Here is a 21,273-nt window from a genome sequence, read left to right on the forward strand (position 1 = left end):
ATTCAGGGTTATGTGTGAATTAATTTTAGAGTGGCTCCAAGCTGGTCAGCTTAGACGCGAAACGATTCGTCACCCACAGCTTAGTAAGTCTCCAGGAACGGTTCGGCTGGGTCGCAATCCAGAGGAGTGCGACATCGTGCTAAGTGACCCCACCGTCTCAGGGTTGCATGTTGAGATTTTTTTTAATCATTCATCCCAAATTTTTTGCCTGCGGAACCTCCGTCATACTAATCCTCCCGTTGTCGATGACAAGCAAATTGTCGCAGCGGAAGTCCCTTTAAGGCAGGGTAGCATCATTGCTTTGGGACAACTCGAACTCAAAGTCGTTGCAGTTACTTTTGGCAAGCCGAATCAGGGTATTCCGCGAACCATTCTACTTCCGCCACAACCCTCACAAGCCGCTAATCAACCCGCACCCGGTACTGTCTCCTATGGATTGGAGTGTCCCAAATGCCACCGAGTTTCTCCCTATGAACAATTGGAGTGGGGCTGTCAGTGGTGTGGCACTTCTTTGGCAGCAGCGGCTAGTGTTTTAATGTCGCCCAATAGTAATTAGGGATAGGAAAGTATGAATTCTGCCCCTTTGCGAATTCAGTTGAGTTGGGATAACCCCGCCACCGGAGAGAGGCGAGAACCGACGCTGGGTATTCCAATTGCACTGGGGCGCGACTTCAATGCCATGCCTGCCCAAATTCAAGGGCATCCTGTCTCTCGGATGGTTCTCAATAGCCTTGAGGTTTCTCGCTTCCATCTGCTGATTGATACAGACAGTGGCGCGTTAGTTGTCATCGATCAAAATAGCCGCAATGGTACTTTTGTCAATGGTAACCGTATTGCTACAAATGGACGCACGTTGTTGGCTCATGGCGATTCGTTACAAGTTGGGCCTTACCAAATTGCGATCGCTTTTGGTGCGAGGACACAACTATCTGCCGCTTCCAGGAATTCACAGATTGTCTTTAACCCGAATACCGGATTGCCCGATCCGAGTCCACCCCCAGCGATCCCGGTGGCAACCACTACTCGTAATTTTCCTCCACCCCTGTTTCAAGCATTAGAAGTGGCTGTACAAGACCTTCATGCTACAGGATTACCGGTGGAAGAAGTGGATTATGCAACCGTGGGAGCGGGGTTGGGTAGCTTTGTTTGGGCGGATTTATTGAGAATTTCCGGGGTGAGGAGTTCTCAGATTGCGGCGTTGGGGATTGCGACCCAGCCCTATAGTCGGTATAAGCAGCTTTGCCTCAATTCCCAAATTCCCCTGCATGAGCGATTACGCTCGAATTCAGATTCTTGTCCTGATAATATTTGGGGTTGGCCTAGCTATGCGGTGCGGGAGGCATGGCACAATGCGGTGCGGGGGCATTGGGGAACCGCTTTAGGGTATTTGTGGCAGGTGTTTGCGGAGCCAACCTTTGCCCAAACCTACACGCCTCGTGCCGAGAATGTATTTGCTTCCCTGGATCGGGAGGTGAAGCGGATTGGTTGGGAGCAAATGTTTCGTTATGGAAGCGTCCGGGCGATTCGTAAGACTACAGATGGACGTTATGCGATCGCCTATTCCCGAACGACCACTGGATACCGTAACCATGCTTTCTTAGTGGCTCGTTATGTTCACTTAGCAACCGGCTATCCGGCGATTAAATTTCTCCCCGATTTGCAAGCCTATCGGGAGAAAACCCAGGATTTTAAATCAGTGGTGAATGCTTACGAACTTCATGACCACGTTTATCAATATTTGGAACAATATGGCGGTACGGTGATGATTCGCGGTCGTGGGATTGTGGCATCACGGATTGTACAACGAGTGTATGAAGCAAGGCTACGGAACACGAATATTCGGTTAGTGCATTTAATGCGATCGCCCAAACCCCAAGGCAATAAATTTGGCACCTCCCAACGACGGGTGGAACACCACTACGAATTTCAACCCTTTAACTGGCCCAAAGCTTGCTGGAGTGGGGAACTGCGAGAGATGCTAGAAAAGGCTGACCCGCATGAGCGACAACGCTTACTCGCTGACTGGGGTGGCACAACAACCGCTCTTCGCCACGATTGGCAATGGATTGTCGAGCAAGGGTTAAAGTTAGGCTGGTACAAAATTGAGTTTGGAGAAGTTGAACGGGTTGAGCGTGAGTCTAGTGGAGTTATTACTTACATTCAGGAGAAGGAGTTTAAAGGACAAATACGTCTAGAAGCCGACTTTATTATTGATGCTACAGGACTTGACGCGCAGGCAACCGCCAGCCCCCTCCTCAATGACCTTATCACGCATTACAACTTACCGCTTAATCCTTTAGGGCGTCTAAGTGTAAATAATGATTTTGAATTGGTAGAAATGCGGGTGTCACAGGGTCGGATGTATGGGGCAGGGGCAATTACATTAGGTGGCCCTTATGCGGCGGTGGATAGTTTTTTGGGCTTACAGTATGCGGCACTCAGGGCCGTAGATGCGATGACGACCAACAAGGCACCTAAAATCCGTCGTTTGAACGGACTCAATTCTTTATTTCAATGGGGAAAATGGGTGGTCAATCAATCTCCCTAAGCACAAAAGTACGAAGTAGATGTAGATAAAAAAATTCATCTTTTATCTCTAAATCCTTCAATCTTGAGCTATGACTCCTACTCTATTTGGTCGCTGGCAAACTCGCTTATTACTACTAGCTACGATAGGCGTTTTGATCACATTGCCCTTTTCCTTGGGTATTATCGGCCCTGGCGCTAGTTCTGAATTCTTCTGGATACTCGGATATATAGCACTGTTTGGTTTAATCTGGGACGTGCTTTATAACTACCTCCAGAAGTTTCGTTGGGATCGGGATTGGCCTGGTGCGTTTCAACTCCTGGCTGGAATTTGGGAGGCTATTTTTATTGTTGCTGTGGTGAAGCTATTTGGCTTACCCAATGTACCCAGAGAATTACCGATTAATGGGTTTATATTTCACTACAGCTTAGTGTGGATAGGAGTTTACATTACCTCTCAAATGGTCATGCGAATTGTGTTTCCCCGGTGGCGTTTCAAAGGTGGGCAATGGCTATAATTTGGGAGGCATAATTAAATCGAAAATATTTTTAAATTGACCTAATTAGAATTATTTTGGCTATTGACTCTCTCCCTGAAAAACCTATGGCTAGTCTTTTACAGTGTATTGAATGTGGCGGAACCGTTAGTTCTAAAGCTTCCCGTTGTCCCCGTTGCTCAACCAAGTATCCCTTGGGGGTTAAGTGTACAGTTTGTTGTAAATTATTCAAGCGCTCAGAAGCCCTTAAATTTGTTAGAGATTATGGCGAAACTAGGCAACCAACTATTGTTCGTTTTTTTCATCATGCTTGTTATAAGCAAGTTAGCCAAGTCCGAATTGGAAGGTCAAGAACAAGTTGCCCCGTCTGCAAACATGGGATTGAATTTGATACAAGCAATTCTGTTAATTGTCCTAACTGTGGACATCATATTTTGACAAAGTTAGAAAAACCTTCATTTGCACCTTGCTGTTATTGCGATTTCCCATTAAACACAAGATTAGAGGTGGCTATCAAAGAAGTACCTCGTCAATTTTTAGACGGCTGGATTACAGAAACCCTATATGCTCATAAGATTTGTTACACACCAGAGAGGCAAGAGGAAGAGAAACGCCAGCAGAAGAAGGAACAAATTAATCAAATTATTAATAAAAAGAGACAAACAAAAAATTTTCGTCTAAGACAATCCCAAAATAATCAGGAAGCCCTAGCTGTATCAATCATTTTAGGCATTGTAATGGGCATCCTTGTTGGGAGTTCAGGAGGCGTTATATTACATTACATTCTGGGATTTGGTTCTACCTGGAAAAGTGCAGCTTTGTGGGGATTTTGTAGTGTTTCTCTTTTAACTATCGTTACTGTTTGGATTGCTCGCTTATTCGATTAATTTTAAAATTTTGGTTCTTGACGTCGTTAGGAATCTATCTGTAATCGATTCTATATTATACCAATTTCATAAAATAGTGCAACATTTAGAAGATCCCCCTCGCATCCCCCTTAACAAGGGGGACTTTAAACCCTCCATTTGTTCCCCCCTTAATAAGGGGGGCTAGGGGGGATCTCGATCTGTAGCAGCATTAAATGAAACTGCTATTACTCCTAACTCTCTCGGCATTCTCTGTGCCTATGTGATTTATTAAAACTTCTCACAAATCAAATAGGATTACTATATAGGGGTTCTCCATCGGATGGAATACAGCAATAATTTAGGGGCACGAATGCCGTGCCCTAAACCTATAATACACAGAACTGAGAATTGCTATAAAAACGGCTTACGGTAATCTAACGCTTGAGTATTCTTGAAGGCATTTTAGTTGGTTTAGTTCCTTGATTGATGGGATAAAACTTAAATTTATTGAGTGCCGTACTGGCTAATTTCACTACATTGGGGTTGGCATCTCGTAATGCCTGTTTGAGATAGGGTATCACGGATTCATTCTTGATTTTTCCTAAAGCTTCAACAGCAGATTGACGCACGGACGGTTCTGGAGAGCGACTTAATTTTCCTAATAGATGGATTGCTCTTGAAACTTCTGATTTCTGGCTTTGGGTAGCTGCAATATTGCCTAAGGTTGATGCAACTAATTCTCGGATACGGCTATCGGAATGACTAACGTACTCAGTGAGTTGGGGAATATAAGCCACTTGATTTGATTTCCCCATTGCTATTACTTTTTCAGTGATATCTTCCGTTTTTTTGCTGGTAGTAGGGTTGACACTTTGAGCTGTATTTTCAGCATCTGTTGGAGGAGTAATCACAGCAATAATTTCTTTTAGCGCTTGATCGATTTCCTGTTGGATTTCCTGATTGGATTGGGCGCGAATCTCATCTTCAAGTTCAATATTCTCTGAAGAAATACTAAAAGGAGAGGTTTCGATGGGGGTTGGTTGTGTTTCCTGGATGGACAACTCGACAATCTCTGGTTCTGGCTCAAAAACCGCTGAAGAGATACTTTCAACATCAGTTTCGATTGGGGTCTGTTGCGTTTCCTCACTCCAAGGATCTGAAATTTCTTGTCCTAGTTCAAAATTTGCTGAAGAAGTACTAACAGAAGGAATTTCTAGGGGAGTGGGTTGTATTTCCGGAGTCAATGGCGCTACGACCTCTTGTTCTAGAGGCTCATCCCCTTGTAAATTATTAACAAAAGAGGTTTCTACGGATTGGATTTCCGGAATAATCGGCTCTACAACAGGTAGATCTAAATTATCTTCTGAATCAATCAGAGTATTTTCTGTAGATTTTTCTAAGGGTTGATTTTCATCGTTTTCTTTTAATGAATCAATTGTATCTTGTAGTTGAGCCTGGTATACTTCTTCTAATTCATCAATTTTTTGGATTCTCTGAGTTTGGTTATTTTCTGGCAAAGAGTTAATTGTTGCCTGTAGACGAGCCTCAAACCGTTGCTTTAATTCGTCAGTAGCCTGTTTTAACTGCACCTGATAGTTGACTTGCATAGACTCGATGATTTCTAGAATTCGAGACTCATGCCTATCTTCTAATTCTTCAAATCTTTTGCGAAACCGTTGTTTCTGCTTTTCAATTTTTTCTTGCAGGAACCAGTAGGTTAAGCCGACTCCGACTAATGCCAGAATTGACAGTATTAGAGATGCTTCCATAAATAGCTCCTGAGTATAGCGATTCTTAAGTGATATATATCTTACGACATGCGATCGCTTTGACTCAAAATTTTGTATTTCCCAACTGACTTCATCAATCAGTTGAATCAGATTAGACTGGAGTTGTGACAAGATAAACTCAGGACTAGACTTCCCATCAACGAGTTTTCATCTTCCATCGCTGTCCATCGAGTTTCGCTTCTAATTCCTCTTTAATACGATTGAGAATCGAGGTTTCATCTAGGGAGGAGAGAATGCGACTTACCACGGCTTTTGGCCCATCTGGCCCCCAAGATGCCCCGTTTGCCAAATAAGTCTTAGTCACTTGTCCGATCGCATACGAAGAAACACCAGCAACCCCGGCTTGAGTTAGTGCCACCGAAACATAAGGTGCTAAGGAAATTCCCCCCGTTGCCGGTGCTGAAAGACCGAGTAAACTTTTGAGAGAACCGAGTCCTAGACTCACCAATAGTTCGCTAGCCCCAATCCCTCCCATGCCAAGCGCAATTTTTTGCAATAATCCTAAAGCTCCCTGCTGAGTCATGGAAATGCCGTACAGGCGAGATAAGGTTAAAATCATCACCACATCAACAATGGTGGCAGTGAGGACATCTACAACCGTTAAGGGGTTAAGTGCGATCGCAACGGCCTTGGTTATCGTTGCTTTCCAGATAATCTGATTGGCACTCTCCTCCCGAATCGCCATTTTCCGATTAACCACCCGTTCATTAACCTCATCGGCATAAAGCATCGAGTTGAGGGCTACCAGCGATTTACCTTCCCGGTGCAAAATCTCCAGAATTTTCAGCTTCAACTCATCGACTTGCGGTTTTCCCGGACGCCGTTGCACGTTCATACTACCATCGGTACGTCGCACCGCTTGAGCAACCAAGGGGGACGCGGCAACCATGACAATTTCTTCAGGGGAGAGCAATTGCTTCACTCGCTCATCCCGAATTTTGCGATAAATTTCCTGTCGATCCGCTTCGGGATATTGGTCAATTTTGTTAAACACCAGCAACATCGGTTTGCCAACATTCCGCAGTTGGGAGAGGGCGTCAAATTCCACCTTCGTCATGTCACCGGCGATCATAAAGAGAATCAAGTCTACCTGTCTAGCAACCTGATGCGCCAACGCTTCACGGGTTTCACCGTCTACTTCGTCAATTCCTGGCGTGTCAATTAGCTGAACTTGGGAATTACCGATACTACTTGGTAAGGCAACTCGCAGAATGTCTTGACCATTATCCCCCACCGCTTCCTGACTCAATTGCCAGTTCGCCGTATGACTGCTGCGGGTAACGCCATGCAAAGCCCCTGTCTCAAATACGGGTGTACCCAATAAGGCATTGAGTACAGATGATTTCCCCCGTCCCACCATGCCAAAGGCGGCAATCTGGATGCATGAATCCTCTAATTTGTCAAGCCATGTAGTTAAGCCCTCAAGTTCTAACTCTAAACCCGCTTGTTCTCGTGGGGTCAAGTCGAGATGACTCACAATATCTCGAAGTGCGTCTTGTGCTTGTTTGTAGTTGAGTTCTTCCTGAATTTCTTCAAAGCTGGCGATCGCACTGTCGAATTCGTCGGTATCCATGGTATGTGAAGAATCAGGTTCAGGCATCGAGTGGCTCAAAATCAAACCTCTGACAACGAGTCGCAAGGAGTAGCTAAACCGTTGCAACTACTAGTGACGGCTAATTCTATGCTAAAGGTTGAATTTCTAGCCTGCTCCACAAACTCTATCAATTTATTCATTTTGTGGATAGATATCTTTCCTGTCTTTGCGACCTCTAAAACTCAGCCCACTCCATAAAAAATCCCCCACCCGAAGGTAGGGGACTTAATTTAATTACCTACAAAGCTAAGATTCAGCCAACTTCATCAGCCAAACTTACCAGCCGTCGAGGCAATCACAAACGCTGCGTAGGTGAGGATATAGCCAACCGTGAAGTGAGCTAAACCAACCACACGACCTTGAACGATAGACAGAGCAACGGGCTTGTCCTTCCAGCGAATCAAGTTCGCCAGAGGAGTGCGCTCGTGCGCCCAAACCAGAGTTTCAATCAACTCTTGCCAATATCCACGCCAGCTAATCAGGAACATGAAGCCGGTTGCCCAAACCAGGTGTCCGAAGAGGAACATCCAAGACCAGACCGCCAGGTTGTTCATACCGTAGGGGTTGTACCCGTTAATTAGCTGAGCGGAGTACAGCCAGAGGTAATCGCGCAGCCAGCCCATGAGATAAGTTGAAGACTCATTAAACTGAGCTACGTTGCCTTGCCAAACACCTAGATGCTTCCAGTGCCAGTAGAAGGTCACCCAACCAATGGTATTGAGCATCCAGAACATGGCGAGGTAGAAGGAATCCCAAGCCGAGATGTCGCAGGTGCCGCCACGGCCGGGGCCGTCGCAAGGGAAAGCATAGCCGAAGTCTTTCTTGTCCGGCATGAGCTTAGAACCACGGGCATCCAACGCACCTTTGACCAGAATCAGGGTGGTGGTGTGCAGACCCAGTGCGATCGCATGGTGAACCAGGAAATCGCCAGGGCCAATTGTTAAGAACAGAGAGTTGGTGCCGCTGTTGATGGCATCCAGCCAGCCCGGTAACCAGACATTGCCATAGTTTGGCCATGCAGTGGTCGCGATGCTATCAGGATTGGACAACAGCAAGTCCATGCCGTACAGGGCTTTACCATGAGCGGCTTGGATGAACTGAGCAAACACCGGTTCAATCAGGATTTGCTTCTCAGGGGTTCCGAAAGCGACCACGGTATCGTTGTGGACGTACAGACCCAGAGTGTGGAAACCCAAGAACAGTGAAACCCAGCTCAAGTGAGAGATGATGGCTTCTTTGTGCCGTAGAACCCGATCCAAGACATTCCCTTTATTTAATTCAGGGTCATAGTCTCGTACCAGGAAAATCGCGCCGTGGGCAAACGCTCCCACCATGATGAAGCCAGCAATGTACTGGTGGTGGGTGTAGAGCGCCGCTTGGGTGGTGAAGTCCTTAGCCATGAAGGCATAAGGCGGGATCGAATACATGTGCTGCGCCACCAAGGAGGTGATGACACCCAGCGCTGCCAGAGCAAATGCTAGCTGGAAGTGCAAGGAGTTGTTCATCGTGTCATACAACCCTTGGTGAGGCAGGTTGAATTGACCTTCACTCTTGCCACCCACCAAACCAGCCTTGGAGTTGAGCATCTCTTTGATGCTGTGACCAATGCCGAAGTTGGTGCGGTACATGTGACCGGCCACGATGAAGATCACAGCGATCGCCAAGTGGTGATGCGCCATGTCAGTCAGCCACAGGGACTCGGTCTGGGGATGGAAACCACCCAAGAACGTCAGAATGGCTGTCCCTGCTCCTTGAGCCGTGCCAAATACATGACCCGTTGTATCAGGGTTCTGGGCATAAACGCCCCAGTTTCCGGTGAAAAACGGAGCCAAGCCTGCTGGGTGTGGCCTAACCGATAGGAAATTATCCCAACCCACGTGCTGTCCACGAGATTCGGGGATAGCAACGTGAATCAAGTGACCAGCCCAAGCCAGAGAACTAACACCAAACAGACCTGCTAGGTGATGGTTCAGGCGAGACTCAGCACTCTTGAACCAGGATAAGCTCGGACGGAACTTGGGCTGTAAGTGCAGCCAACCTGCGAACAGGAAGATTGCCGATAGTATCAACAGGAATATTGCACCTTGATACAAGTCGCCGTTCGTCCGAATTCCTTGGGTGTACCACCAGTAGTAAACACCGGAGTAGGAAATATCAACTGGGTTAGCCGCACCCGCTTGGGTGAAGGCTTCTACAGCAGGTGCGCCGAATTGAGGGTCCCAAATCGCGTGGGCGATGGGACGGATATTGAGCGGATCTTTAATCCACTGTTCAAAGTTACCTTGCCAGGCGACGTGGAACAGGAGGCCAGAAGTCCACAAGAAAATGATTGCAATGTGACCGAAGTGAGAAGCAAAAATCTTTTGGTAAAGATTTTCCTCCGTCATGCCATCATGGCTTTCAAAGTCGTGAGCCGTAGCAATCCCGTACCAGATTCGACGTGTTGTCGGATCTTGAGCGAGGTCCTGGCTAAATTTAGGAAATTTTGTTGCCATCTGTCTTAGGAAATCCTCCTCGCTGACATATGAGGCTTATGCAATGGTGCTGCTCATTTTCTGTCTGAGCGACCCCCTGGAACAACAGTTCCAGGTCTTAAAAGGGTCTCGACAGGCGGGACACAAAAAGAGCGTGTCCCACTTTAAATTTGGTATCGATTCAAAGAAACGTTATCCAATTGCGATAATTCGCGCTAGGAAGAACGCCCATGTAGTGACGATTCCTCCCAGGAGGTAGTGAGCTACCCCTACAGCTCGTCCCTGAATGATGCTCAGAGCGCGAGGCTGAATTGATGGGGCAACTTTTAATTTATTATGCGCCCAAACAATGGATTCGATCAGTTCTTGCCAGTAGCCGCGACCACTGAACAGGAACATCAAACTGAAAGCCCAAACAAAGTGAGCGCCCAGGAACAGCAGACCGTAGGCGGAAAGAGCTGTGCCGTAGGACGTGATCACCTGAGAAGCTTGAGCCCACAAGAAGTCACGTAACCAACCATTAATCGTGATCGCACTGGTTGCAAAGTTGCCGCCCGCTAGGTGAGACACTGTGCCATCCGGTGCTACCGTACCCCAAACATCGGATTGCATCTTCCAGCTAAAGTGGAAAATCACAACCGAGATGCAGTTGTACATCCAGAACAGACCCAGGAAGACGTGATCCCAACCAGATACCTGGCAGGTACCGCCACGACCCGGTCCGTCGCAGGGGAAGCGGAAGCCCAAGTTAGCCTTGTCTGGAATCAGACGGGAACTACGAGCAAAGAGTACGCCTTTGAGCAGAATCAGCACAGTGACGTGGATGGTGAATGCATGGATGTGGTGAACCATAAAGTCCGCCGTACCCAGCGCAATCGGCATCATCGCCACTTTTCCACCAACCGCCACAATTCCGCCGCCAAAGGCATAACTAACGGGTTCTAGGGCGTTGGGAGCGGTGTTTCCAGGAGCCAAGGCATGAATGTTCTGAACCCACTGAGCAAAAACAGGCTGTAGCTGAATTGCTGTATCCGAGAACATATCTTGAGGACGACCAAAAGCCCGCATCGTGTCGTTATGAACGTACAGACCAAAGCTATGGAAGCCTAGGAAAATACACACCCAGTTCAGGTGAGAGATGATCGCTTCCCGGTGACGGATCACCCGATCCAGTAGGTTATTTTGGTTAACCACTGGGTCGTAATCCCGCACCATGTAAATAGCGCCATGAGCGGCACCACCCACAATACAGAATGCGCCAATCCACATATGGTGGGTAAAGATGGAGAGCTGCGTGGCGTAGTCCGTTGCCAAGTATGGATACGGTGGCATCGAGTACATGTGATGCGCCACGATGATGGTCAGCGAACCCAGCATCGCCAGGTTAATGGCTAGTTGAGCGTGCCAAGAAGTGGTTAGGACTTCGTAGAGACCTTTGTGACCTTCTCCAGTGAGTGGGCCTTTATGATTCTCTAGAATTTCCTTCATGCTGTGACCAATGCCCCAGTTAGTCCGGTACATGTGGCCAGCAACGATGAATAGTACAGCGAGCGCCAAGTGATGGTGTGCTGTATCTGACAACCACAAGCCACCTGTCACTGGGTTCAAACCCCCCTTGAAGGTGAGGAAGTCAGCATATTCACCCCAGTTCAAGGTGAAGAAGGGAGTCAATCCCTTGGCAAAGCTGGGATACAGCTGAGCCATTTTGCTGCTATCTAAGATGAACTCGTGAGGCAGAGGAATGTCTCCTGGAGCCACACCAGCATCCAACAGCTTGTTAATCGGCAGAGAAACGTGGATTTGGTGACCCGCCCAACCCAGACAGCCACAACCCAGCAAACCAGCTAGGTGGTGATTCATCATGGATTCGACATTTTGGAACCATTCCAGCTTCGGAGCTTTCTTGTGGTAGTGGAACCAACCAGCAAATAGCATCAGGGCAGCCATGACGAGACCGCCAATCGCCGTGACATAAAGCTGGTAGCTGTTGGTGAACCCGGCAGCACGCCAAATTTGGAAGAATCCAGAGGTGATTTGAATGCCGTGGAAGCCTCCACCGACGTCACCGTTTAAAATACCTTGACCCACAATAGGCCAAACCACTTGAGCACTTGGCTTGATGTGGAGCGGATCGCTCAACCAAGCTTCGTAGTTGGAAAAACGAGCGCCATGGAAGTACATGCCGCTTAGCCATACAAAGATGACAGCCAAGTGACCGAAGTGGGCGCTGAAAATTTTCCGAGATACGTCTTCTAAGTCACTAGTATGACTATCGAAATCGTGAGCGTTAGCGTGGAGGTTCCAAATCCAAGTTGTGGTTTTTGGACCTCTAGCGAGGGTGCGATCAAAATGACCTGGTTTACCCCATCTCTCGAAAGAAGTAGGTACCGGATCTTTATCGACTACAACCCTTGCTTTCGCCTCTCGCTCAGGAGGGCTAATTGTCATGAGGAATCTCCTCTCTAGACAAGGAACGAGAAAAACCCCACAGGGGGATTGGGATGTGTATAAGCGAGGAAAGCACTTGGATGTTATGGCGGCTTTCCTGGGAAACCAGATCTCCGCTTGAAGTAGTTCCAGAGGAAGACCTTCTGTAGTTGATGATAGGACTGCCTCTGCAAAGTCTTCGGAAGCGCTTAACAATAATTCAAACTCTTAGCAAATCAAGAGCCACTTAGGCTTTTAATGCAAAAGTATATGGAAAAAAGTCAAGAGTAGTTGACCTAAAATTTACAAAACGCAATATTCCTAGCGATGAGTCTCACAATTCAAAGTCATAGCGTGTCAAACCGAGTCCCTCATTGCGTTTTCCCAATCCCCCTGCCTTGACAAATAAGATTCAGCCTGCATTTCATTGCAAAATTAAATCACCTTAATCGAAAGAATCTATCTTCCTGTACAGGTTGCTCAAGGTTCTATCACCTAACGCAGGGCTTAACTAAATCCGACCCAAATTCATCAAGGAATAAAACCTGATTTCGCCCTAGTGCGCCTATGGACAGCTTCGGTTAAGATGGATTGCCGGTGGCAAGTGGCAAAAGGAGGTTGTGTAGTGGGTAAAAATCGCTGGTGGATAACTGGGAGAGTACTCGTTTCGTTCTTAATGGCTGCGGTTTTAGCTTGGTCATTGGTGGGCTGTAGCAGCTTCAGGGGTAGCTCTAGTTCACGTATTGAGACATCCCCATCTCTGAACAGCGATGCCGCCAAGCCTCAATTCACAGGACAGCTTTCAGAAGTAGCGCCACCCCCAGCCATTCAAAAATTAAGCCAGAGCTTGGAAGCTTACCAGCCTCAAGTCGCGATTTTGACCCCTAGAGCTGATCAAGTTCTTCAAGACACAAGCGTCTCAGTACAATTTCAGGTTCAAGATTTACCCCTCTTTAAAGACCCAGATTTAGGTTTAGGCCCACATTTAAATGTCATTCTGGACAACCAACCCTATCAAGCCGTCTATGACTTAGACCACCCAATTGTCTTTGAAGATTTAGCCCCAGGGACTCATACCCTGCGTGTTTTTGCCTCCCGTCCTTGGCATGAGAGCTTCAAGAACGAAGGAGCCTATGCCCAGACAACATTTCACGTCTTTACAAAAAGTACTGATAACAACCCAGAGCCAGCCATACCCTTACTGACTTATAGTCGCCCGACAGGTAGCTACGGAGCCGAACCGATTATGCTCGACTTCTACCTGACAAACGCCCCTCTGCATTTAGTAGCTCAAGAAAATCCTGATGATGATATTGCCGATTGGCGTATTCGCGTCACGATCAACGGAGAAAGTTTTGTTCTGGATCGCTGGCAACCGATTTACCTGAAAGGATTTAAGCGGGGCAAGAACTGGGTGAAGCTAGAGTTTCTCGACGAACAGGGAAACCCGGTTAAAAATGTTTTCAACAACACAGTGCGGCTGATTAGTTACGAGCCGAAAGGAAAAGATACCCTTTCTAAACTAGTGCGCGGCGAAATCTCTGCTGATGCGGCTCGTGGTATCGTAACTTCCGGCTATCAAACAACACCCACGCTGACCCCCGCTCCCAGCCCATTACCCACTGTTACGCCAGAACCCATCCCTTCTACAGAACCATCTGTTGAAGAAACACCAACTCCTGAATTAGAGACGCCATTAGCAGAACCCACCCCATCTGTTGAATCTCCAACAACATCGAGCGAATCCCCATCTCCTGTAGAAGAACCAACTTCCACAGAGCAAGCACCTCCGAGTGAACCCGTCACTGAGCCAAAGTCCAGGTTCGGCAGTTTCTTCAATCGTTTCCGTCGTCCATCTGTAGCTCCTAGCCCTTTACCTGAACAATCAGAACTAGAGGTTCCCACTAACGAGCCTGTGATAGTTCCAGAGGAAACCGAACCGATGCCAGAACCAGAGGTATCGCCGACTCCCACCGAATCCCCCTCTGCTGTAGAAGAACCAACTCCCATCGAATCCCCCTCTGCCGTAGAAGAACCGACTCCTACGGAAGAAGCAACTCCTACTACACCTGTAACTGAGCCAAAGCCCAAGTTCGGAAGTTTCTTCAATCGCTTTCGTCGTCCGGCGGCTACACCCAGCGAACAGCCTGCCATACCAGAGGTATTAGACGCTCCCTCTTCGGAACCCGTGGTGGTACCGGAACAAACTGAACCCCCAGCGTCGGAAGAAGAACCCACTATCCCGCCTGAGCTGACAGAGCCAGAATTAGAGCCTACTCCGGTGATTACACCCGTCCCGATTCGACCCATACAGCCAGAAAAATCCCTAACTGATGACCTGTTGAAGGGTGATCAATCTCCTGCAACCAATGGAGCAACTCCAACTCCAAATTCTGAGTTACCGCCAACACTACCGGAAATTGTAGGGACACCAGAGCCAAAACTTTCGCAACCAGAAGTTTCCCCTTCTCCCAAATCGGAAGCACCAGCCTCAGAGGCACAAGTGACCGATCTACCTTTAGGGGAAGAAACAATTCCTGAGACTCGATAACGTTAAGAATGATGAAGATATTGCACAGTTGGCATGATAGGCATTAAAAAGACTTCTCGCGTCCGAACTCCAGAACTTCCCCAAGCTCGAATCTGGCTTAATACAGACCAGCCCTTAGCTCTGAAACAGTTAAAAGGACGAGTGGTCGTTCTTGACTTTTGGACATACTGCTGCATTAATTGCTTGCATGTCCTGCCAGACTTGAAGTATTTAGAACATAAGTACAAAGACAGCCTCACCGTTATTGGCATCCACTCAGCTAAGTTTGACCAGGAAAAAGAGGCTGAAAACATCCGTCAGGCGGTACTCCGATACGACATAGAGCATCCTGTTCTTGTGGACAACAACTTTGATGTCTGGCAGCAGTATGCCGTTCGGGCTTGGCCTACCTTGATGGTGATTGACCCAGAAGGGTACGTGATTGGTTCTGTATCCGGTGAGGGAAATCGAGATGTTTTGGATCAGCTAATTGAGCAAGTGATCCGCGAACATCAGGAGAAAGGAACCATCAATTTTCAGGAACTTAGCCTGACGCTAGAAAAGCAGCGACAACCCCTAGCGACCCCCCTGGCTTTTCCGGGTAAAGTGCTGACAGATGAAGAAGGTGAACGCTTATTCATTGCTGACTCTGGCCATCACCGGATTGTGGTGAGTAGCCTGAGTGGTGAGGTTCAGCAGGTAATTGGAACGGGCAAACCCGGCTTAACCGATGGCTCCTTTGAGGAAGCTCAATTCTTCGCCCCTCAAGGAATGACCTTAGATAGCGAAAATCAGCTCCTCTACGTGGCAGATACCGAAAACCATTGTCTGCGACAAGTTGATCTCAAAAACCAGCAGGTCAAAACGATTGCTGGTACGGGTGAGCAAAGTCATCACATCCGCCCTCATAGTGGAAAAGCTCTAGAAACACGCTTGAATTCTCCTTGGGATGTGGAGAAAGTTGGTCATTGTCTCTTGATTGCCATGGCGGGTTCCCATCAAATTTGGGAAATGCAGCTAGAAACGGGTTGGCTGAGAACTTACGCTGGCACGGGTGCAGAAGCTTGTCTGGATGGAACTCCGGATCAGGCGGCTTTTGCCCAGCCTAGTGGACTGACGACGGACGGTCGAGAGTTATACATTGCTGATAGTGAAGTTAGCTCGATTCGAGCTGTGGGATTGGTGGATCATCTGCCAGTACGAACCGTCTGCGGTAGTGGCGAATTATTTGGTTTTGGCGATGTCGATGGTGAGGACGCTGATGTCCGCCTGCAACACGCATTGGGTGTGGAATATACTCAAAATTACCTTTGGGTCGCTGATACTTACAACCATAAAATCAAGCGTGTTGACCCGCGAACGGGTACTTGCCAGACCATGATAGGGCAGGGAACGGCCGGTCATCAGGATGGTCAAAGCATTAAGGCTAGGTTCTCGGAACCCTCCGGTTTGAGCGCGATCGCGGCTCACCTATACGTTGCTGACACCAATAACCATGCCATTCGGTGCATTGCTCTCGATACTCTGGAAGTAACCACTTTAGAGTTTTTAGGCTTGTGTGCACCCGACGTTTGTCTTCCTACTTCTTCCTCAACTCAATAATGTGATGATTTAGTCTTCTGGAACAGCAAGTATCCGTAGGATTCGTTCAGCATCTGTCAAATCACCCACGATGCGTCGGACAGGTTGAGGCCAAACTCTGAGCAATGTTGGGGTAGCGGAGATTTGATTCGCCTCGGCTTGATCGGGATGTTTAAAAACGTCAATGACTTTCAGGGTATAGGGAAGACGCAGAGAATTCTCTAATAACTGGTGCAAGCTCATGAGGATATACTCTGTGGCTGCACTGTGTCCCGACACAAACAAACGCAATACGTAGCCTTGAGCATGTTGTAATGATGAATCAGGCGGCATTTCTGGAGAGTTGCTGTGTGCTGTCGCTAGGGTTGGGTGGTGAGGTGGCGGCTTGTTGGTCGTTTCCTGAATGCGATCAGCGCTAGGCTTCTGGTGATCCAACGGATCACGCTGCACCGCTTCGCGATCGCCTCCCGCTTGTGCTGTCGTAACGCTGTCACTCGCGCTAACAGAGCCAGCCATTGTAACATTCTCCTGTTCAGGCGTTAATGCCTGAGATACCTTGTAATCTTGTGTTACAGCCTGGTGGTTAATTGCCTCTGCCTGTGATCCTAAAGCGGATTCTGATAGCGTAGTTTCGTTGGGAGAAGAGGTTAAATGTTCCTGGTAAGAGCTTTCGCCCTGTTTGTTTTCTAAAGGCACTTGCTTAAGCTGGTGGCTGGGGGAACTTCCGCTATAAGAGTAGGAAAATTGCTCAGTGCGCTCAAAACGCACAATCAAATCATGGTCTTCCCAGAGTTGGGGGAACTGATGGCGATAAGTCTCCAGAACGATCGGATCGCATAATCCTTCTTGCCAGGGAGCCAATTGCCAAACGAGATTGCCGGTGCCAAATACGGCATTGAGTAGAGCTTGGTGATGACGCACGAGCGGGTAAATCTCCGCTGAAGTTCGTATTTGTCGGGTTCGAGGGTCGAGCCAGCGATCAATGGTTGCAGTATACCCTGGCACTAAAAAATGAGGCGGTTCCGGTAATCCTAAAATTTCTTGCAGAGCCACACACAAATGCATGTGCCAATGACCCTGCTTTTTGGGATCAATGCAATAAATTAAGTCGGCTCCCGGTGTAAATAGGGCAATACCTTTAAACAACTGGGGGAAAAGTGGTTTGTCAAATTTCAAGGACTAGAGCCAGAGACTAGGGTTTTGGGATAATAGAGTCGAGTATTGAAGTGTCAGATTTACGCCTTCCTGAATTTCCCTTACTCCTTGCTCAAACCCTCAAATCATTAGAGCTTACCCTTAAGCGCCATATTTCCGGTTGTTCACGGTAGGTCAAGGGGGCGGTTGTTACTCAAAACCTTTGTGCTTATTTTAGCGTGAAGTCTTCACAATTAAGCGCGAACGGTAACAGTGACTACAGTTGAATCCCCGCCTGCCATTTGTGATTCAAGCGGGGGATTCCTGTGAAGGTCGCTAAATACGACCGCGTAACATCATCGCCATTTCGTTCTGAGTCGGGGACATTTCTAGGGCGGTTTCTTCCGTGATCCGCCCTTCCTGATAAAGGTTAAACAGAGATTTGTTCATGGTGACCATCCCGTCAAATTCACCCTCATCCATGAGTTGTGAAATGTCATCATATTGACCCTTGCGGATATAGTCCTTAATTGCCTCTGTGTTGATCAGGATGTCGTGAAAAGCCGCACGCTTGCCATCTGTAGTGCGACACAAACCCTGAGCAATAATAGCTACTAGAGATTCTGCGATCGCCACTCGCATGGCCGGTTGCTCCTCAGCCGGATAAAGCGTCAGAATCCGTTCCAGGGTTTTAACCGCACTGTTTGTGTGCAGCGTTCCCATCACTAAGTGACCCGTCTGAGCCGCTTTGAGTGCGGTATTCACCGTCTCTCTATCCCGCATTTCCCCCACCAGAATCACATCGGGGTCTTCCCGCAATGATGCCTTTAAGGCATTGTCAAACTTCAGGGTATGCATTCCCACTTCCCTTTGTCTAATCAAGGCTTTACGACTTTGATGGACAAATTCAATCGGGTCTTCAATGGTGATGATGTGCTTGGGCATCTCCTTATTCATGTAGTCCACCATCGCCGCGAGGGTTGTGGACTTACCAGACCCCGTCGGACCCGTGACTAAGATCAGACCCTTATGATAATGACAGACATCTCTAAATACAGGGGGCAACCGCAGTTGCTCAATCGTTAAAATTGTCAACGGAATCAGTCGCAGTACCATTCCAGGGCCGCGCAGAGTGTCGAAGACATTAATCCGCACCCGTGCAAATTCATATTGAGTTGCACCATCAAATTCCAGATGGTCATGAAAGCGTCGGATTTCCTCGTCGGTTAGCACTTCCCGCAACCAACTCAGAAATGTAGCTTGATCGGTTTCTGGGTGGTTGGTTAGTTCCATCTCGCCACGATTGCGATAACGAGGAGCTTCACCGACACCAATATGAACGTCAGAAAATCCCTTGTCATAGGCATAACGAACCAATTGCGCCAATGTCGGCTGTCCTGGTGAGGGGCCGACACTCCGTGCTGGCATCCGAGCTTTAACATTGGATGACGCTGGTACTGCCGGAGGACGAGAGGGTGCCTGTTGCCCTGAAGGTTCTGAGCGAGGGGGTGGAGCCGCAGAACTCAGTGTTTGTGTCGCCATCTGGTTCTTCGTTCCTGAAGCGGCTGCCCCAGCCATCTTATTATTCGGTGGCGGTGGTGGTGGAACCATGGGAGGGGGGGGGGGGGAAATGGGCCGACGCTGTGAGTCTGTCATATGGCAATTGCGAGTTAGCGAGGATAAGTGGTTCGACGAACTATATCTATATCTTTACAGTCTTCCCAAACTTGAGAGTTCGTTATCATTCCTTCACAACAATACTAAATCGATTGTCTGAATTTAGCTCCTACAGATGAATGCGATTGAAAAGAGTAAATCGTCACTCATTTTCCATCAACTGTGACACGGCACAATTATGAGAGTGACCCCCCAAAGTTATAAGAAGTGTAAAGATGAACAACCCGTTGAGCCGTTCCTCGTGCCGCCTGATTTTTTAGCAAAGAAAATTATTTGAGCTAGAGTCTGTAACGCTAGATACATCAATGCCTCTATCTCTAGAGAGATTGTCCCTTCTACGTTTCACTCGAAGCATGACTTTTGTAACGATTTTTGTAACGGTTCTGATCCACAAATGTTTCAGCTTGAATGTAAATTTTTTTGAATATCAGCTCATCATAATCGAGAGTTTCCCTATACTGAATTTCACGACATCAATCCGCCAAGGATTAATAAACAGGCTTTTCTGTAAATTATTTTTTTAATCAGAACAGGAGGAAGAATCATGGAATTAACGAATCGTGAGAGCTTAGCAAAGAGCTATTCTTTAGCCATGCTCAAAAGCTTCTTGATTTGGACGTTTACATTAGGAGTTTGCTTACTGGTTGTTGGTTTTCCGTTAATCGTTTTAATGGTCACCGTTGGGGCGTTTCTCGCGATCACTTTACAATCCGTATTACCCGTTAGTGCCGTTTTGCTGGTGGCAGGAAGCTTGATTGGAGCCAATATTTTAGCGGTTGTCATCGGAGCAGCAATCCTCACTTTTAAAGGTGTTCATCCAGAGGAAGTGCACTGGTTAAATTGGCTGCATGGTGGCCCAGACCCTCTAAACGAATCGGTGTATGCCGCTTGCCCACTGACCTGCGACTTGACGAAGTAGGTATCGGGTTGGCTGACGGGCGACTGTTGGTTAAAGTTTAATCACATTATTAAGTTTTGAATACAACAGTTTTGCTACCCGGTCCAATCCGGGTTTTTTCATGTTTAAATTCTGTCGAATGACTTTTTATTTAATAATTCTTCATGACCCCATCTCCAATTCCAATTTGCATTACCCTGGGAACCCGCCCTGAGGCGATTAAACTTGCACCTGTGATTCAACAGTTCCGGCAGTGTGCCGCCTTTGATACTCATGTTATTTTGACGGGTCAACATCGGGAGATGGTCGATCAGGTCATGCAGTTATTTGAGTTAAGTGCTGACCGGGATTTAGAAATTATGCAGACCAAACAAACCCTAACGGATATTACCTGTCGGAGTTTGCGGGGATTGGAAACTATCTTTGAGGAAGTTCAGCCTCAGTTAGTCATCGTTCAAGGGGATACCACTACCGCTTTTGCTGCTACCTTAGCGGCGTTTTATCAAAAAATTCCGGTTGGGCATGTGGAAGCTGGATTGCGTACCGATGATTTGTTGAATCCTTACCCGGAAGAAGCCAACCGACGTTTGATTTCTCAGTTAGCTCAACTTAACTTTGCCCCTACGCCCCTTGCCGTAGAAAATTTGCAACGATCAGGGATTGTCGGAGCGATTCATCACACAGGCAATACGGTGATTGATGCATTGCTCACAGTGGCGCAGCGCCAACCGCCCTGTGAGGTTAAGGGTTTGGAGTGGGAAAAGTACCGCACACTCTTAGCAACAGTTCACAGACGAGAGAACTGGGGAGAACCGTTACAAGATATTGGTCAAGGGTTTCTGCAAATTTTAAATAAGTTTCCTGATACCGCCTTGCTGTTGCCCCTGCATCGCAATCCTACCGTGAGGGAACCCCTGCAAGCGATGTTAGGCGACCATCCTAGGGTATTTTTAACGGAACCCTTAGATTATGCAGAATTGGTCGGTGCGATCGCACGTTGTTATCTTCTACTCACCGATTCTGGGGGATTACAGGAAGAAGCACCGAGTTTGGGTAAACCTGTGCTGGTGTTAAGAGAAACAACAGAACGACCAGAAGCGATCGCAGCCGGTACCGCTAAGTTAGTAGGGACAAATCCCGATCGCCTTGTGGCAGAAGCGAGTCAGTTATTGAGCGATACCAGCGCTTATGAAGCGATGGCGACGGCAATTAATCCCTTTGGAGACGGTCATGCCGCGGAACGGATTTTGGGAATTGTAAAGGATTATTTTAGTTTATGAGTGAGGTAGCAGCGCAG

Annotated in this window: 13 protein-coding genes and 2 pseudogenes; 8 read left to right on the top strand and 7 right to left on the bottom strand. The window is 47.6% G+C overall.

Annotated elements, in window-relative coordinates:
* The first annotated feature begins 10 nt into the window (after window positions 1-10).
* From MIC7113_RS02450 to MIC7113_RS02470, 4 genes are all read left to right on the top strand, one after another.
* Window positions 11-556: an FHA domain-containing protein gene (locus tag MIC7113_RS02450; RefSeq protein WP_015180592.1), complete on the top strand. Its 546-nt coding sequence runs from the start codon at window positions 11-13 to the stop codon at window positions 554-556.
* A gap of 12 nt (window positions 557-568) precedes the next feature.
* Window positions 569-2,548, top strand: coding sequence for an FHA domain-containing protein (locus tag MIC7113_RS02455; protein WP_015180593.1), 1,980 nt, complete (start codon window positions 569-571; stop codon window positions 2,546-2,548).
* A gap of 70 nt (window positions 2,549-2,618) precedes the next feature.
* Window positions 2,619-3,044: a hypothetical protein gene (locus MIC7113_RS02460; protein ID WP_015180594.1), complete on the top strand. Its 426-nt coding sequence runs from the start codon at window positions 2,619-2,621 to the stop codon at window positions 3,042-3,044.
* Between the two features lie 485 nt (window positions 3,045-3,529).
* Entirely contained in the window at window positions 3,530-3,910 is a 381-nt protein-coding gene (locus MIC7113_RS02470) for a hypothetical protein (protein WP_041779863.1), read from the top strand.
* 395 nt (window positions 3,911-4,305) lie between these two features.
* On the opposite strand, the gene MIC7113_RS32955 is transcribed toward MIC7113_RS02470, so the two are convergent.
* The 4 genes from MIC7113_RS32955 to psaA form a co-directional block, all read right to left on the bottom strand.
* Window positions 4,306-5,772 carry a HEAT repeat domain-containing protein gene (locus MIC7113_RS32955; protein ID WP_155897908.1) on the bottom strand — a complete coding sequence of 489 codons (1,467 nt, stop codon included), beginning with the start codon at window positions 5,770-5,772 and terminating at the stop codon, window positions 4,306-4,308.
* A gap of 25 nt (window positions 5,773-5,797) precedes the next feature.
* On the bottom strand, window positions 5,798-7,234 hold the full coding sequence (locus MIC7113_RS02480; RefSeq protein ID WP_216596360.1) for a GTP-binding protein: 1,437 nt from the start codon (window positions 7,232-7,234) through the stop codon (window positions 5,798-5,800).
* A gap of 287 nt (window positions 7,235-7,521) precedes the next feature.
* Entirely contained in the window at window positions 7,522-9,750 is a 2,229-nt protein-coding gene (psaB, locus tag MIC7113_RS02490) for a photosystem I core protein PsaB (RefSeq protein ID WP_015180598.1), read from the bottom strand.
* A 171-nt stretch (window positions 9,751-9,921) separates the two neighbouring features.
* On the bottom strand, window positions 9,922-12,177 hold the full coding sequence (gene psaA / locus MIC7113_RS02495) for a photosystem I core protein PsaA (RefSeq protein WP_015180600.1): 2,256 nt from the start codon (window positions 12,175-12,177) through the stop codon (window positions 9,922-9,924).
* A 655-nt stretch (window positions 12,178-12,832) separates the two neighbouring features.
* Between psaA and MIC7113_RS02500 the strand changes: the two genes are divergently transcribed.
* Window positions 12,833-14,707: a hypothetical protein gene (locus MIC7113_RS02500; protein ID WP_051055543.1), complete on the top strand. Its 1,875-nt coding sequence runs from the start codon at window positions 12,833-12,835 to the stop codon at window positions 14,705-14,707.
* Window positions 14,708-14,740: 33 nt separating this feature from the next.
* On the top strand, window positions 14,741-16,288 hold the full coding sequence (locus tag MIC7113_RS02505; RefSeq protein ID WP_015180602.1) for a thioredoxin-like domain-containing protein: 1,548 nt from the start codon (window positions 14,741-14,743) through the stop codon (window positions 16,286-16,288).
* A 9-nt stretch (window positions 16,289-16,297) separates the two neighbouring features.
* Here MIC7113_RS02505 and MIC7113_RS39420 read toward each other — a convergent pair.
* The 3 genes and pseudogenes from MIC7113_RS39420 to MIC7113_RS02515 form a co-directional block, all read right to left on the bottom strand.
* Window positions 16,298-16,573: pseudogene (locus MIC7113_RS39420) on the bottom strand (circadian clock KaiB family protein); the annotation flags it as partial.
* A 432-nt stretch (window positions 16,574-17,005) separates the two neighbouring features.
* Window positions 17,006-17,443 (bottom strand): annotated as a pseudogene (locus MIC7113_RS35850) (circadian clock KaiB family protein); the annotation flags it as partial.
* A gap of 294 nt (window positions 17,444-17,737) precedes the next feature.
* Window positions 17,738-19,057, bottom strand: a complete 1,320-nt coding sequence (locus tag MIC7113_RS02515; protein WP_015180604.1) for a type IV pilus twitching motility protein PilT — start codon at window positions 19,055-19,057, stop codon at window positions 17,738-17,740.
* Window positions 19,058-19,622: 565 nt separating this feature from the next.
* On the opposite strand from MIC7113_RS02515, the gene MIC7113_RS02520 reads away from it, so the two are divergent.
* Window positions 19,623-19,997: a hypothetical protein gene (locus MIC7113_RS02520; protein ID WP_015180605.1), complete on the top strand. Its 375-nt coding sequence runs from the start codon at window positions 19,623-19,625 to the stop codon at window positions 19,995-19,997.
* Window positions 19,998-20,140: 143 nt separating this feature from the next.
* Entirely contained in the window at window positions 20,141-21,256 is a 1,116-nt protein-coding gene (gene wecB / locus MIC7113_RS02525; protein ID WP_015180606.1) for a non-hydrolyzing UDP-N-acetylglucosamine 2-epimerase, read from the top strand.
* Window positions 21,257-21,273 lie beyond the last annotated feature (17 nt).

It is taken from the genome of Allocoleopsis franciscana PCC 7113, from assembly GCF_000317515.1.
In the GTDB taxonomy this organism is placed as follows: Bacteria; Cyanobacteriota; Cyanobacteriia; order Cyanobacteriales; family Coleofasciculaceae; genus Allocoleopsis; species Allocoleopsis franciscana.